The 15,218-nt window shown below is 61.0% G+C and carries 14 protein-coding genes; 9 read left to right on the forward strand and 5 right to left on the reverse strand.

Annotated elements, in window-relative coordinates; translation table 11 throughout:
• Nucleotides 1-5: 5 nt before the first annotated feature.
• Both IOD17_RS11540 and rpe read right to left on the reverse strand, forming a co-directional pair.
• Nucleotides 6-725: a phosphoglycolate phosphatase gene (locus tag IOD17_RS11540; protein ID WP_233685249.1), complete on the reverse strand. Its 720-nt coding sequence runs from the start codon at nt 723-725 to the stop codon at nt 6-8.
• Nucleotides 722-1,396 carry a ribulose-phosphate 3-epimerase gene (rpe, locus tag IOD17_RS11545; protein ID WP_233685250.1) on the reverse strand — a complete coding sequence of 225 codons (675 nt, stop codon included), beginning with the start codon at nt 1,394-1,396 and terminating at the stop codon, nt 722-724. The genes IOD17_RS11540 and rpe overlap by 4 nt, the downstream gene beginning before the upstream one ends.
• 136 nt (nt 1,397-1,532) lie before the next feature.
• Between rpe and IOD17_RS11550 the strand changes: the two genes are divergently transcribed.
• The gene (locus IOD17_RS11550) at nt 1,533-2,558 is read left to right on the forward strand and encodes an alpha/beta hydrolase family protein (protein WP_233685251.1); all 1,026 of its coding nucleotides are present in this window, start codon (nt 1,533-1,535) and stop codon (nt 2,556-2,558) included.
• 34 nt (nt 2,559-2,592) lie between these two features.
• On the opposite strand, the gene IOD17_RS11555 is transcribed toward IOD17_RS11550, so the two are convergent.
• From IOD17_RS11555 to IOD17_RS11565, 3 genes are read right to left on the reverse strand one after another with little or no spacing between them, the layout of a single operon-like run.
• Nucleotides 2,593-3,354: a TerB family tellurite resistance protein gene (locus tag IOD17_RS11555; protein ID WP_233685252.1), complete on the reverse strand. Its 762-nt coding sequence runs from the start codon at nt 3,352-3,354 to the stop codon at nt 2,593-2,595.
• A 1-nt stretch (nt 3,355) separates the two neighbouring features.
• On the reverse strand, nt 3,356-4,027 hold the full coding sequence (gene murU / locus IOD17_RS11560; RefSeq protein WP_233685253.1) for an N-acetylmuramate alpha-1-phosphate uridylyltransferase MurU: 672 nt from the start codon (nt 4,025-4,027) through the stop codon (nt 3,356-3,358).
• Complete coding sequence (locus IOD17_RS11565) at nt 4,024-5,040, reverse strand: aminoglycoside phosphotransferase family protein (protein ID WP_233685254.1); 1,017 nt, start codon at nt 5,038-5,040, stop codon at nt 4,024-4,026. The genes murU and IOD17_RS11565 overlap by 4 nt, the downstream gene beginning before the upstream one ends.
• Before the next feature lie 125 nt (nt 5,041-5,165).
• On the opposite strand from IOD17_RS11565, the gene IOD17_RS11570 reads away from it, so the two are divergent.
• The 8 genes from IOD17_RS11570 to IOD17_RS11605 all read left to right on the forward strand — a co-directional run bounded on the left by IOD17_RS11570 (nt 5,166) and on the right by IOD17_RS11605 (nt 15,174).
• Nucleotides 5,166-7,934, forward strand: coding sequence for an LPS-assembly protein LptD (locus IOD17_RS11570; protein ID WP_233685255.1), 2,769 nt, complete (start codon nt 5,166-5,168; stop codon nt 7,932-7,934).
• On the forward strand, nt 7,909-9,207 hold the full coding sequence (locus IOD17_RS11575; protein ID WP_392541680.1) for a peptidylprolyl isomerase: 1,299 nt from the start codon (nt 7,909-7,911) through the stop codon (nt 9,205-9,207). The genes IOD17_RS11570 and IOD17_RS11575 overlap by 26 nt, the downstream gene beginning before the upstream one ends.
• 146 nt (nt 9,208-9,353) lie before the next feature.
• A complete protein-coding gene (pdxA, locus tag IOD17_RS11580; RefSeq protein WP_233685257.1) occupies nt 9,354-10,355 on the forward strand; it encodes a 4-hydroxythreonine-4-phosphate dehydrogenase PdxA in 1,002 nt (333 codons plus the stop codon).
• Between the two features lie 108 nt (nt 10,356-10,463).
• Nucleotides 10,464-11,267 (forward strand): 16S rRNA (adenine(1518)-N(6)/adenine(1519)-N(6))-dimethyltransferase RsmA, encoded by an 804-nt coding sequence (rsmA, locus tag IOD17_RS11585; protein WP_233685258.1) that lies wholly within the window; start codon nt 10,464-10,466, stop codon nt 11,265-11,267.
• 40 nt (nt 11,268-11,307) lie between these two features.
• Nucleotides 11,308-11,688 (forward strand): Co2+/Mg2+ efflux protein ApaG, encoded by a 381-nt coding sequence (gene apaG / locus IOD17_RS11590; RefSeq protein WP_233685259.1) that lies wholly within the window; start codon nt 11,308-11,310, stop codon nt 11,686-11,688.
• Nucleotides 11,688-12,509, forward strand: coding sequence for a symmetrical bis(5'-nucleosyl)-tetraphosphatase (locus IOD17_RS11595; RefSeq protein WP_233685260.1), 822 nt, complete (start codon nt 11,688-11,690; stop codon nt 12,507-12,509). Before apaG ends, IOD17_RS11595 begins: the two co-directional genes overlap by 1 nt.
• On the forward strand, nt 12,506-12,835 hold the full coding sequence (gene glpE, locus IOD17_RS11600; protein WP_233685261.1) for a thiosulfate sulfurtransferase GlpE: 330 nt from the start codon (nt 12,506-12,508) through the stop codon (nt 12,833-12,835). The genes IOD17_RS11595 and glpE overlap by 4 nt, the downstream gene beginning before the upstream one ends.
• A 416-nt stretch (nt 12,836-13,251) precedes the next feature.
• Nucleotides 13,252-15,174, forward strand: a complete 1,923-nt coding sequence (locus IOD17_RS11605) for a PrkA family serine protein kinase (protein ID WP_233685262.1) — start codon at nt 13,252-13,254, stop codon at nt 15,172-15,174.
• Nucleotides 15,175-15,218: the final 44 nt, after the last annotated feature.

Here is a 15,218-nt window from a genome sequence, read left to right on the forward strand (position 1 = left end):
GCGAATCAACCCGCAAGACCCGGCAAAAGCGCGGGCTCGGTAGGACGCAGCAGGCCGCTCAGGCAATCGAGCACATACGCCGGGTTTTCCTCGGCAATCGGCCGGCCGTGGTTGTAGCCATAACTCAGGGCTACGCACTGCACCTCTGCCGCTTTTGCTGCAAGCACGTCATTGCGGGAATCCCCCACAAACAGCGCCTGAGCAGCCTCGACCCGCGCTAACTGCAGCACATGCAGCAGCGCCGCCGGATCAGGTTTCTGCTGGGGTAGGGTGTCGCCGCCGACAATCCAGCGGAAATAGCCGCCCAGGCCTTTCTCATCGAGCAACGGTGCGACAAAGCGCTCGGGCTTGTTGGTGACAATCGCCATTTCCATCTGCTGCTCGCGCAGCCAGTCCAGCACCGGCCGCACGCCGGGGTAAACCTCGGTCAGTACATGGTTGTCGGCGTAATGCTGCATAAACAAATCCAGCGCCTGCTCGGTAAGCGCCTCATCGACATGCTCATGTTGCAAGCCACCCGCCAGAGCGCGACGCACCAGTACCCGCGCGCCATTGCCGACCCAGTTGCGCACCTGCACCACACCGGCAGCCGGTCGGCCCAGGTCGCGCAAAGTCTTGTCGATGGCTGCGGCCAGATCCGGCACCGAATCCACCAGGGTGCCGTCCAGGTCAAACATCACCAGGCGCGGTAACTCGCCCTGGAACAGCTCGCGCAGCAGACTCATCCGCGAGCCTGAGCCAGTTCAGCGCGCATGGCGTCGATCACCGCTTTGTAGTCCGGCTGATTGAAGATCGCCGAGCCGGCGACAAAGGTGTCGGCACCTGCCGCAGCGATCTCGCGAATGTTCTGCACATTCACCCCACCGTCGATCTCCAGACGAATCTCGCGGCCAGAGGCATCGATCAGTGCACGGGCTTCCTTGAGCTTTTCCAGGGTATGCGGAATAAATTTCTGCCCGCCGAAACCGGGGTTAACGCTCATCAGCAGGATCATATCGACCTTGTCCATCACGTGCTTGAGCACGTCCAGCGGGGTGGCCGGGTTGAACACCAGCCCAGCCTTGCAGCCGCCGTCGCGGATCAGCTGCAGCGAGCGGTCGATATGCAGCGAGGCTTCCGGGTGGAAGGTGATGTAGCTGGCACCGGCCTCGATAAAGTCGCCGATGATGCGATCCACCGGCTGCACCATCAGGTGCGCATCAATCGGCGCGGTGATGCCGTACTTACGCAACGCGGCGCAGACCATCGGGCCAATGGTTAGGTTCGGCACGTAGTGGTTGTCCATCACATCGAAGTGCACGATGTCGGCACCGGCGGCGAGCACCTTGTCCACTTCCTCACCCAGGCGGGCGAAATCGGCAGACAGAATCGACGGAGCAATGGCGAAGGGTTGCATGACGCACCTCGGTGGTATTCACGGAAGGCGCGCATTGTACCAGCCCGATCCAAGGCCTGGCGCGCGCGTGAAGCACCTGACAAACACCGGCAGGAACAGCTAGGCTGCTGAGACCCGATATTCGCTGGAGAGCCCCATGTTTTTGCGCCCTGCCGCACTGGCCTTGAGCCTGCTGTTATCGACCAGCCCACTGCATGCGGAAGAGCCCACACCCGCGCCCGATGCTCCAGGCACAAACGATGCCGCCCCCGCCGAACCCACCACCGAAACGCGCGCACCCTTGCCCGAGCGCAGCGAAGTGGAAGCCACCGCATTGGAGCAACGCCTGGAACAAAAGGAACAGCAGCAACTGAAGGGGGGCGATGAAAGCTTTCTGGCCCTCTGGCTACCGGCCAATGTCGCCGAGCCCAGCGGCGCGGTGATTCTCGTGCCGGGCGATGATGAGAATGCCGACTGGCCGCAGGGCGTTGGCCCACTGCGCCGCAAGCTGCCCGATGGTGGCTGGCACAGCCTCAGCCTGACCCTACCGGACCCTAACGGCGATGCGCCGCCCCTGCGTGACGTCACTGCGGAATCAGCAACATCGGCCGCAACAGACACGCCAGCCAATACCGACAGCGCACCTGCCGGCGACGCCGCACAAACTGAAGCGCCAGCCGAAACGGATACAGCCGCAGCTGCCGATAGCACGTCCACTGCGAGCGCAACGCCAAGCCTGGAAGAGCGGCAGAAGGCACATGCCGAACGCGTCCTGGCGCGCATTGAGGCCAGTATTGGCTTTGCCGAGCAGCAACAGGCGAAGACCATCGTCCTGCTCGGCCATGGCAGCGGCGCGTACTGGGCCGCGCGTTACTTGGCCGAACGCAAGCCGGCCAAGGTCAGCAACCTGCTGCTGGTCGCCGCCGAACTGCCCGCCGGTTTCACGCCGCCGCTGGATGAACTGATTCCACAACTGCAACTGGCCACAGGCGACTTCTACTACAAGGATCAGGTCGCTGACCGCCAGGCAGCACTGAAGCGCTCACAGGCCAGTAAACGGCAGAAACATCCGGCGTATATCCAGGTGGCCATGAAGGCACTGCCGGGCAATCGCGAAGCCGAACAGGAACAGCTTTATCGGCGGATCAAAGGCTGGCTGAGCCTAAAAGTGCAGGCGAAGTAATCAGTCACGCAGCGCGCGGCATACCACTGAAGGCCTAGCGAAAACCGTGACGCTGGCGGATCAGGTCATAGGCCTGATGCAGTTCACGGGTGCGCTCCGTGGCCTCACGCACCCGCTCCGGGCTGGCGCCGCTACCGGCCAACTTATCGGGATGATGGCGACTGAGCAGACGCCGATACGCCTGCTTGATCTGCGCTGGCTCAGCCTCGGCAGCCACATTCAGCAGGTTCAGCGCGCGCTGATAAGCATTGCTGGCCGTGGGCGCCAGCGGCCCCTGCTGCGGCGCATAGGCATCACTGAATTGCGCCTGGGTCGCGGCCGCCACCTGCAACCACTTGCCCCAAAGCATGATCAGCTCACGCTCCGCCTGGCTGACCTGACCATCGGCCCAAGCCATACGCCAGCAGGCACGCAGCAAGGTTTCAGCCCGCGCCTGTTGACGACGCAACGGCCCTCGCAGACTGTCACGCCCGGTCTTGCCCTGCGCAAACGCTTCAATCGCCCGGCGCTGCCCTTCGGCATTCAAGCCCAGTCGCTGCATCTCTGCCCGCGCCTGCTGGATATGTGCAGGCAGCACACGCCCGGCACTTTTCGCCAACCGCCCGAGCAGTACAAACAACAGCCACTCATCACTCGGCGCTGCACGCCCGCCCAGACGTTCACGCAGCGCCGCCCAGGACTGCAGCCGCAAGCGCCGATCCAGCACCTGACCGAGCAGCGCACCGAGCAACGCGCCGGGAATACTGGCCACCGCCAGCCCGGCAACAGCACCCAGCAAAGTGGCAGGCCAAATCATCCTAAGCTCGCGCCTCAAGCAGTCGCTCGACTTCAGCCAGGCGCTCATGGGTGCCGACATCCACCCAGCACCCGGCAAACTGCTCACCGCTGACCTGGCCCGCAGCCATGGCCTGGCGCAGCAAGGGCGCAAGTTTGAACGCCCCCGGCTGACACTCGGCAAACAACGCGGGCGACAGTACCGCCAGCCCGCTGTAGGTCAAGTTGCATTCCCCCGCCTGAGCATCATTGACCTGGCCGCCCTGCAGGCAGAAATCACCGCCCGCATGGTGCGTCGGGTTAGCCACCAGCACCAGGTGAGCCAAACCGCTTAACGGGCGGCGCAACTGGGCAAAGGGGTAGTCGGTGAAAATATCGCCATTGACCAGCACAAAGGGTTTATCGCCAAGCAGCGGCAGGGCCTGAAAAATTCCACCGCCGGTTTCCAGCGGTTCGCCTTCTGCGGAATAGGCGATGCGCACACCAAAGCGCGCGCCGTCACCCAGGTAATCCTCGATCTGCTGCCCGAGCCAGGCATGGTTGATCACCAACTCGGTAAACCCGGCGGCCGCCAGAGCGCGCACGTGGTACTCGATCAGCGGGACGCCAGCGGCACGCACCAGCGGCTTCGGTGTATGCAGAGTCAGCGGCCGCAGGCGCTCACCTTTGCCTGCCGCCAGAATCATCGCCTTCATGCGGGCTCCTGCGGCAAGCTGGCAAGCAGTTCACCCAGTTCGGCCAGCTCAGGACGCCGCGCCAGCACCGCGTCTATATAAGAGAAGAAACGCGGCACGTCGCCCAGGTACTTGGGCTTGCCATCGCGGTGGCAGATGCGCGCAAAGATGCCGATCACCTTGAGGTGACGCTGCACTCCCATCAGGTCGCTGGCACGCAGAAAATCCTCAAGCTGCGGCTGAACCGGCACACCGACAGCAAGCGCCTGCTGCCAATACTGCTCCAGCCAGCTGCGTACACGCGCCTCAGGCCAGCTGAGGAAGGCATCCTTGAACAGACAGGTGATGTCGTACGTTACCGGGCCGTAGACCGCATCCTGAAAATCCAGCACGCCGGGGTTCGGTTCACTGCACATCAGGTTGCGCGGCATATAGTCACGGTGCACCAACACCTTGGGCTGCGCCAGAGCACTGTCGATCAGCAACTGACTGGCGCGCTGCCAGAGCGTCAATTGCGCAGCCGTCAACGTCACTCCCAGGTGCCGCTGCACATACCACTCGGGAAACAGCTGCAGCTCACGGCGCAGCAGGGCATCGTCATAGCTGGGCAACGGCGTGCTCATCGGTAACTGCTGGAAAGCCAGAAGTGCCTGCATGGCATCGGCGAACAGCTCATCCGCATTGCCTTCGTTGATCACATCCAGATAGGTCTGCCGCCCCAAGTCGTTGAGCAGCAAAAAGCCGCGTTCAAGGTCCGCGGCGAGAATCTGCGGCACATTGAGCCGTGCTTCAGCCAGCAACTGGGCCACCTTGACGAAGGGCCGGCAATCTTCCTGCGGCGGTGGCGCATCCATCACAATCAGGCTGCGCCCAGCCCCCTGCCAACGAAAATAGCGGCGAAAACTGGCATCACTGCTGGCCGACGTCAGGCTGGCAGCCGGCACAGCGCCCCAGCCCTGCTCGGCAAACAGCCCAGGCAGCTGCTGATCCAGCCAGTTTTCGAGGAGTTTCAGGCGTACATCTTCATCAGGCATTACAAGGTCTCCGACGGCGCTAGCCGTTGCGCGGGTCATGCTTTATTATCCAGCATCTTTTCAAGCCCATCGAGAGGCGTGCGGCCTCAGGGCCAATGGCGCGCAGGAAGCCCGGAAAAAATAAGATGGCAGTAAAATACCCCGCGTTTCGTAAAAAATTCCCTCTACTGGTCACTGGCAGCCTTCTGGCGCTACAGCCTGTAGCCGTCCCTTTTGCTGTCGCTGCCGAGCAGTATGATTGCCAGGTTTCCGCCACCGGCGGCTGGGCATGCGCCCCGAAAGCCAGCAATGCTGCACTGCCCGCCCGGCCAGTACAACGTGATTCGGTTGCCAGCAGCAAGGCGGCTGATGGCAAAACTGAACCTGGCAAGAGCCAAGCAGCGCAAACCACGTTGGTTACCGAGAGCCGTGGCAAAGGCCTGACCTCACGCAGCGCTGATTACAGCCACCTTGATTGGGTACCGCGTGAGAACCTCACCGCCGCCCAGCTGGCAGAAGCCGGCCCTTACTGCGCCGGTGCGTATGTAGAGCCGACTCGCCCGGGCATGGACGACAAGACGCCGATGGACGAAGCGCCGATGTTCGTCTCAGCCAAGGCTTCGCGCTATCAGCAGGAACAACAGGTTGCCACCCTCGCCGGTGATGTAGTTCTGCGTCAGGCTGGCATGCAGGTCGAGGCAGACGAAGCCAACCTACACCAGGCAGAAAACCGTGGTGAGCTGGTCGGCAATGTACGCCTGCGCGACCAGGGCATGCTGGTAGTGGGTGACCGCGCCGAGCTGCAACTGGACAACGGCGAAGCCAAGGTCGATAACGCTGAATACGTTCTGCACAAGAGCCATATTCGCGGCAGCGCGCTCTACGCCAAACGCGAAGAAAGCGCGATCATCCGCCTGAAAGACGGCACCTACACCAGCTGCGAACCTGGCAGCAACGCCTGGCACCTGAAGGGCAACAACATCACTCTGAACCCAGCCACCGGGTTCGGTACCGCGACCAACGTGACCCTGCGGGTGAAGAATATTCCGGTGTTCTACACACCGTATATCTACTTCCCAATCGATGATCGTCGTCAGTCCGGCTTCCTGCCACCCAGCATCGGCAGCTCCAGCGACAATGGCCTGACCCTGCAAACGCCTTACTACTTCAACCTGGCCCCGAACTACGACGCCACGTTGTACCCGACCTACATGAGCGACCGCGGCTTGCTGATGGAAGGCGAATTCCGCTACCTCACCAAGAACAGCGAAGGCCAGTTCGGCGCCGCTTACCTGGACGACAGCAACGACGACCGCAAGCTGCAGTCCGAGTACGAAGACCAGCGCTGGATGTACAGCTGGCAGCACAAGACCGGCCTGACCTCGCGCCTGCTGGCAGAGGTTGACTACACCGACATCAGCGACCCGTACTACTTCCAAGATCTGGACAGTGATTTGGGCATAAGCTCCACGAGCTATGTCAACCAGCGCGGCACCCTGACCTACCGTGGTGACAGCTACGTCGCACGCCTGAATGCGCACGCTTACGAGTTGGCCAATATCACCGATATCACCCCGTACAACCGTCTGCCACAGCTGACACTCGAAGGCGTACTGCCTTACGAGCCTGCGGGGCTGAACTTCAGCTATGGCGCTGAATATGTTCGCTTTGATCGTAACTTGCGCAGTGGCCAGTTTTCAGATGAAAACGGCCTACTAGAAGACTGGTATGACGAACGCTTACGCGGTCTTGCTCGTGCCAATGGCGAGCGCATGCATGTTGAGCCAGCCGTCAGCCTTCCGCTGAACTGGAGCTGGGGCTATGTCACACCGCAGGTCAAGTACCTACAAACCAGTTATGACCTGAGCCTGGATCAACAAGGCAAAAATACTCTGCTGAATGAGCAAGAATACAAAGGCAGTCAAAACCGTGGCGTTGGCATGTTTAGCCTGGACAGCGGCCTGTATTTTGATCGCGACACCCAATGGTTCGGCCAGCAGTTCCGCCAAACCTTAGAGCCTCGGCTGTTCTACCTGTATGTACCAGAAGAAGATCAGACCGATATTCCCGTCTTCGACACCAGCGAAAGCACCTTCAGCTACTCCTCGCTATGGCGTGAAAACCGCTTTTCGGGCAAGGACCGTATCGGTGATGAAAATCGTCTGTCGCTGGGCGTAACCAGTCGCTGGATCGAACCGAATGGCTTCGAACGCCAGCGCTTCAGCATCGGCCAGGCCGTCTATTTCGAAGACCGCAAAGTGCAGATGCCGGGCATCGACTACCGCACACGCGGTGATGCAACCGCCTCGGTATCGCCGTACGCCCTCGAGTACCTCTATCGCTTTAACCGCGACTGGCGTTTCTCCTCGGATTTCAACTGGGATCCGGACAGCGGCAGCACACGCTCCGGCAGTGCGATGTTCCACTACCAGCCTGAAGACAACCCGAACAAGGTGGTCAACGCCGGTTATCGCTACCGCAATGACAGCGTGCGTTATGACGAAGCCAGTGGTAACTGGGTCGTGGGCGGTGGCGACTACGGCACCCCCGGCACACCTGAATACATCAAGGACTACTACAAGATCAGCCAGCACGATTTCTCGGTCATCTGGCCCATTGTGCCGCAGTGGAGCGTGATCTCTCGCTGGCAGTACGACTACGGCCGCGACCGTACACTGGAAGCCTTTGCCGGCTTCGAGTACGACAGCTGCTGCTGGAAACTGCGCCTGATCAACCGCTACTGGATCGACTACGACGAAGTGAGCCTGCAGCCGTCGCGTAACGACCAGGCAGACCGCGGTATTTTCCTGCAGATCGTGCTCAAAGGTCTGGGTGGTGTAGTCGGCAATAAAGTTGAGACTTTCCTCGACCAAGGCATTCAAGGTTATCGTGAACGTGAAGACAAAGCTTTCTGATTGCGTGCGCCCGCTGCTGTTGGGCGCGCTGTTTCTGGGTACTGCGGCACAGGCTGAAGTACAACCGCTCAACCGCGTTGTAGCGATTGTCGATAACGACGTGGTGATGCAGAGCCAGCTCGATTCACGCCTGCGTGAAGTGCAGCAGACCATTGCCCAGCGCGGTGCCGCACTGCCGCCTGAGCATGTACTGAGCCAGCAGGTGCTGGAACGCCTGATCATCGAGAATATCCAGCTGCAAATCGGTGAGCGTTCCGGCATCCGCATCACCGACGAAGAGCTGAACCAGGCCATTGGCACCATCGCTCAGCGTAACGGCATGAGCATCGAGCAGTTCCGCGCCGCCCTGGCGGCAGACGGCCTGTCTTACAATGATGCGCGCGACCAGGTGCGTCGCGAGATGATCATCAGCCGCGTACGCCAGCGCCGTGTAGCTGAACGTATTCAGGTCACCGACCAGGAAGTGCAGAACTTCCTCGCCTCGGACATGGGCAAAATGCAGCTGTCGGAAGAATTCCGTCTGGCCAACATCCTGATTCCAGTTACCGAAGGTGCTTCTCCGGAAGATATCCAGGCGGCTGACCGTCAAGCCCGCGAGCTGTATCAGCAACTGCAACAGGGCGCTGACTTCGCTCAGTTGGCGATTGCCCGCTCGGCCAGCGAAACCGCACTGGAAGGCGGCGAGATGGGCTGGCGTAAGGCCGGCCAGCTGCCGCCACCGTTCGATGCCATGATCAGCGCCCTGGCGGTCGGTCAGGTCACCGAACCAATGCGCACGCCTGGCGGTTTCATCATGCTCAAGCTGCTGGAGAAACGCGGTGGCGGCAATCAGGTGCGCGACGAAGTCAACGTGCGTCATATCCTGATCAAGCCCAGCGAAATCCGCAGTGAGGCCGAGACCAAACGCCTGGTTGAGCGCCTCTACCAGCGCATCCTGGCCGGCGAAGACTTTGCCGAACTGGCGAAGAACTTCTCCGAAGACCCGGGTTCCGCACTCAATGGCGGCACCCTGAGCTGGATCGACCCTAACGCCCTGGTACCGGAATTCCGTGAAGTGATGAACAACACGCCGGCAGGTGAGCTGTCCAAGCCGTTCAAGAGCCCGTATGGCTGGCACGTGCTGGAAGTTATGGGCCGTCGCGCCACGGATAGCAGCGCACAGTTCCGCGAGCAGCAAGCCATGACCGTACTGCGCAACCGCAAGTACGATGAAGAGCTGCAAGCCTGGCTGCGGCAAATCCGCGACGAAGCCTACGTCGAGACCAAACTCTGACAGGCACGCGTCCTCGCGAAGCAGCAGATCAAGCCCGGTTCATGCCCACGCATAACCGGGCTTTTTTCTGCGCTGCGCCCATACAGCGACGCATAATGTAGCCACCAAGACCACTGATCCCCCGCTTGATACACGAGAGCCTGCCGATGACCACTGCCCGCCTCTTTGCCCTGACCCCTGGTGAACCTGCCGGCATAGGCCCCGATCTGTGCCTGCTACTGGCTCGTGAGGCGCAGCCGCACGCCCTGATCGCCATTGCCAGCCGCGATCTGCTGACTGAGCGTACCCAGGCGCTAGGGCTAGACATTGAGCTGATCAATGTCGGCCCAGAAGCCTGGCCGACCCAGGCAGCGCCTGCTGGCAGTCTGTATGTCTGGGACACGCCATTGGCCGCAGCGGCCAGCCCCGGCCAGTTGAACCCGGAGAATGCTCACTACGTGCTGCAAACCCTGACCCGTGCCGGTCAAGGCTGTATCGACGGCCACTTCGCCGGGATGATTACCGCCCCGGTGCACAAGGGCGTGATCAACGAGGGCGGGGTTGCTTTCTCCGGGCACACCGAGTTTCTCGCCGAGCTGACCCACACCGAACAGGTGGTGATGATGCTCGCCACCCATGGCCTGCGCGTAGCACTGGTGACCACGCACCTGCCACTCAAGGATGTGGCCGACGCCATCACCCCCGAGCGCCTCAGCCGAGTCACGCGCATTCTTGACCACGACCTGCGCACGAAATTCGGCATCGCTCGCCCGCGTATTCTGGTCTGCGGTCTCAACCCGCATGCCGGTGAAGGCGGCCACCTGGGCCGTGAAGAAATTGAAATTATCGAGCCGACCCTGCAGCAGCTGCGCACAGAGGGTATCGAGTTGATCGGTCCACTACCGGCCGATACCCTGTTCACCCCCAAACATCTCGGGCATTGCGATGCGGTGCTGGCGATGTACCACGACCAGGGCTTGCCAGTGCTCAAGTACAAGGGCTTCGGCGCAGCGGTCAACGTGACGTTAGGCCTACCGATCATCCGCACGTCGGTCGACCACGGTACTGCGCTGGACCTGGCCGGCACGGGCCAGATCGACTGCGGCAGCCTGCAGGTTGCCCTGCAAACCGCCTATGAAATGGCTGCCAGCCAGCTGAAAAGCCGCTGATGGCCAAGGCCGGCACAGGGTGCAAGCCGCCAATGCTGTTAAACTGCCGGGCTTTCTACCCGCGTTACATTCGCCTCACGCCACTGGCGTGAAGCCTGGAGCTGCTGCATGTCCGAATACCAACACCGCGCGCGCAAGCGTTTCGGCCAGAACTTCCTGCATGACGCCGGGGTGATTCACCGCATCCTGCGCGCTATTCACGCCCGTGAAGGCGAGCACATGCTGGAAATCGGCCCAGGCCAGGGCGCGCTGACCGAGGGCCTGCTGAACAGCGGCGCGCAGCTCGACGTGATCGAGCTTGACCGCGACCTGGTGCCTATCCTGCAAGGTCAGTTCGGCAACAACCCGCGCTTCCGGTTGAATCAGGGTGACGCCCTCAAGTTCGACTTCACCCAGTTGCAGGCCGCGCCGCACAGCCTGCGCGTGGTTGGCAACCTGCCGTACAACATTTCTACGCCGCTGATCTTCCACCTGCTGGATAACGCCCCCCTGATTCGCGACATGCACTTTATGCTGCAGAAGGAAGTGGTCGAGCGCCTGGCCGCAGAACCGGGTGGTGGCGACTGGGGCCGCTTGTCGATCATGGTGCAGTACCACTGCCGCGTGGAGCACCTGTTCAATGTCGGTCCGGGTGCGTTCAATCCGCCGCCGAAGGTCGATTCGGCCATCGTCCGCCTGGTGCCGCACGAGGTCCTGCCGCATCCCGCCAAGGATCACCGCCTGCTTGAGCGCGTGGTGCGCGAAGCGTTCAACCAACGCCGCAAAACCCTGCGCAACACCCTCAAGGCGCTGCTGCCTGCTGAGGCCATCGAGGCCGCCGGGGTTGATGGCACCCTGCGCCCGGAACAGCTGGATCTCGCGGCATTTGTACGCCTGGCAGATCAACTGGCTGAGCACACCAACACCGCCTGACAGTGGCTAGACTGGTTTCTGCCTACCGAGTTAATTACGCATGAGCGATCCGCGTTACCACATCGACGTCAGCGTCGTGACCCGCTACCTGCCGGAGCAGTCGCAGCCGGAACAGAACCGTTTTGCCTTCGCCTACACCGTTACGGTGAGCAACAACGGCGAATTGCCGGCCAAGCTGCTGTCCCGCCACTGGGTCATCACCGATGGTGATGGCCGTGTGCAGGAGGTCCGCGGTGCCGGCGTAGTCGGTCAGCAGCCGCTGATCGAAGCCGGTGCCAGCCACACCTACAGCAGCGGCACAGTGATGACCACCCGCGTGGGCATCATGCAGGGCAGCTACCAGATGCTCGCCGAAGACGGCAAACGCTTTGACGCTGTGATCGCGCCCTTCCGTCTCGCGGTGCCGGGCTCGTTACACTAATGAGTACCTATGCCGTCGGCGACCTGCAAGGCTGCCTGAAACCCCTGCAATGCCTGCTTGAACGTGTGGCGTTTGATCCGGCACAGGACAAACTGTGGCTGGTCGGTGACCTGGTCAACCGTGGCCCTGAGTCGCTGGCGACGCTGCGCTTTCTCTACAGCATGCGCAGTGTCCTGACCTGCGTGCTGGGTAATCACGACCTGCACCTGTTGGCCGTGGCGCACAATATCGAGCGTTTGAAGAAAGGCGACACCCTGCGCGAAATCATCGACGCGCCGGATGCCGCCGACCTGCTCGACTGGCTGCGCCGGCAAAAGCTGCTGCATTACGACGAAGCTCGTGACACCGCCCTGGTACATGCCGGCATTCCGCCGCAGTGGAACATGAGCAAAGCGCTCAAGCGCGCTGCTGAAGTGGAGGAAGCCCTGCGCGACGACGCGCGCCTGCCGCTGTTTCTCGACGGTATGTATGGTAACGAGCCCGCCAAATGGGACGGTGATTTACAGGGTGTGACGCGCCTGCGGGTGATCACCAACTATTTCACCCGCATGCGTTTCTGCAAGGCCGATGGCACCCTCGACCTGAAAAGCAAGGAAGGTGTCGGCAGCGCCCCTGCCGGCTACGCCCCCTGGTTCAGTTACAAACAGCGCAAGACCCGCGGCCAGCGCATTATCTTCGGCCACTGGGCGGCACTCGAAGGACAATCCCCAGAGCCTGACGTGATCGCCCTGGACACCGGCTGTGTATGGGGCGCGAGCATGACCCTGATGAATATCGATAGCGGCGAGAAATACAGCTGCGACTGTAAGGAGCAAGCATGAGCGAGTTCAAACGCATCCCCCCCGAGCAGGCCCAGGCATTGCGTCAGCAAGGCGCAGTGGTGGTCGACATTCGTGATCCACAAAGCTTTGCCGCCGGACACATCAGCGGCTCGCAGCATCTCGACAATCACTCGCTGCACGCCTTTATCACTCAGGCCGATCTCGACGCACCACTGATCGTCACCTGCTACCACGGCAACTCCAGCCAGAGCGCGGCGACCTATCTGGTCAGCCAGGGCTTCAGCGACGTCTACAGCCTTGATGGCGGCTTCGAACTGTGGCGCACAACCTTCCCTAACGACACCGCACACAGCTCGGAAGAATAATTTTCTCCACGCCCAGGCCGCGCCAGCTGTGGCCTGCCGGGCATTGCCGAGCAGCAGCAATATCCTGTTATCGTTGCTCGGCCCTTGACCTCGCTGATTCCGAACTATCCTTTAGCTCAGGCCATCCAAAACAAGGTAGAGCCGGCCAAACGGCATCGGGCCATCGGTAAGAACCTGTTCAAGGTCTCGCGAGCTAGAGTCATGCAGGGCAAGAACAGGCGAGGAAGCGGAGTTTACTGATGTAAATGAGCATTCCGAGTCTGTTCTTAACGCAGCAGGGCCGACGCGCAGCAGACGTTGGACAAGTTCCAAGATTATTAGGTGTTCTGGGGGTTTTACCCGGCGGCATCCGCACCGGGGCTACCAAGCGCCTGACCGAACCCGCACCGGCTCTGCGCATCGAGCGAGGTGAAGTCATGAGCATATTCAGCCACTTCCAACAACGTTTCGAAGCGACTCGCCAGGAGGAGTTTTCCCTCCAGGAGTACCTCGAGCTGTGCAAACAGGATCGCAGCGCCTACGCCTCGGCAGCCGAGCGCCTGTTGCTGGCCATCGGTGAGCCGGAACTGCTCGATACCTCAACCGACCCACGACTCTCGCGAATTTTCTCCAACAAGGTGATTCGCCGTTACCCGGCGTTTGCCGACTTCCATGGCATGGAAGAGTGCATCGACCAGATCGTTTCCTACTTCCGCCATGCCGCTCAAGGTCTGGAAGAGAAGAAGCAAATCCTCTACCTGCTCGGCCCGGTAGGCGGCGGTAAATCCTCGCTGGCGGAAAAACTCAAAAACCTGATCGAAAAGGTGCCGTTTTATGCCATCAAAGGCTCGCCGGTATTTGAGTCGCCACTGGGCCTGTTCAGCGACGCTGAAGACGGCGCCATCCTCGAAGAGGATTACGGCATCCCCCGGCGCTACCTCAACAGCATCATGTCGCCTTGGGCCACCAAGCGCCTGCAAGAGTTCGGCGGCGATATCAGCCAGTTCCGCGTAGTCAAACTGTACCCGTCGATCCTCAACCAGATCGCCGTGGCCAAGACCGAGCCGGGCGACGAAAACAACCAGGACATCTCCGCGCTGGTCGGTAAGGTGGACATCCGCAAGCTCGAGGAATACCCACAGAACGACGCCGACGCCTACAGCTACTCGGGCGCGCTGTGCCGGGCCAACCAGGGCCTGATGGAATTCGTCGAGATGTTCAAGGCACCGATCAAGGTGCTGCACCCGCTGCTGACCGCCACCCAGGAGGGCAACTACAACAGCACCGAAGGCCTCGGCGCGATCCCTTACAGCGGCATCCTGCTGGCCCACTCCAACGAGTCGGAATGGCACAGCTTCCGTAACAACAAGAACAACGAGGCGTTCATCGACCGCATCTACATCGTCAAAGTGCCGTACTGCCTGCGCGTGTCGGACGAGATCAAGATCTACGACAAGCTGCTGATCAACAGCTCGCTGTCCAAGGCCCACTGTGCGCCGGATACGCTGAAGATGCTTGCGCAGTTCTCCGTGCTCAGCCGCCTGAAGGAGCCGGAAAACTCCAACGTCTACTCGAAGATGCGCGTCTACGACGGCGAAAACCTCAAGGACACCGACCCCAAGGCCAAGTCGATTCAGGAATACCGCGACAGCGCCGGTGTCGATGAAGGCATGAACGGCCTGTCGACCCGCTTCGCCTTCAAGATTCTCTCCAAGGTGTTCAACTTCGACCCCCACGAGATCGCGGCCAACCCGGTGCACCTGCTGTATGTGCTGGAGCAGCAGATCGAGCAGGAACAGTTCCCCGCCGAAACCCGCGAGCGCTACCTGCGCTTTATCAAGGAGTACCTGGCGCCGCGCTACATCGAGTTTATCGGCAAGGAAATCCAGACCGCTTACCTCGAGTCCTACAGTGAGTACGGGCAAAACATCTTCGACCGCTATGTGCTGTACGCCGACTTCTGGATTCAGGATCAGGAATACCGCGACCCGGAAACCGGCGAGATTCTCAACCGCGTGGCCCTCAACGAGGAGCTGGAGAAGATCGAGAAACCCGCAGGCATCAGCAACCCGAAGGATTTCCGCAACGAGATCGTCAACTTCGTGCTGCGCGCCCGCGCCAACAACAATGGCAAGAACCCCACCTGGCTCAGCTACGAGAAGCTGCGCGTGGTGATCGAGAAGAAAATGTTCTCCAACACCGAAGACCTGCTGCCGGTTATCAGCTTCAACGCCAAGGCGAGCAAGGAGGATCAACAGAAACACAACGACTTCGTCACTCGCATGGTCGAGCGCGGCTACACCGACAAGCAGGTGCGCCTGTTGTCCGAGTGGTATCTGCGGGTTCGTAAATCGCAATAAAGCGGCCTGGCGCAACCGGCCAGGGAGCAGCGCAGAGCGCGGCA

Source organism: Pseudomonas anguilliseptica, assembly GCF_021375795.1.
In the GTDB taxonomy this organism is placed as follows: domain Bacteria; phylum Pseudomonadota; class Gammaproteobacteria; order Pseudomonadales; family Pseudomonadaceae; genus Aquipseudomonas; species Aquipseudomonas anguilliseptica_A.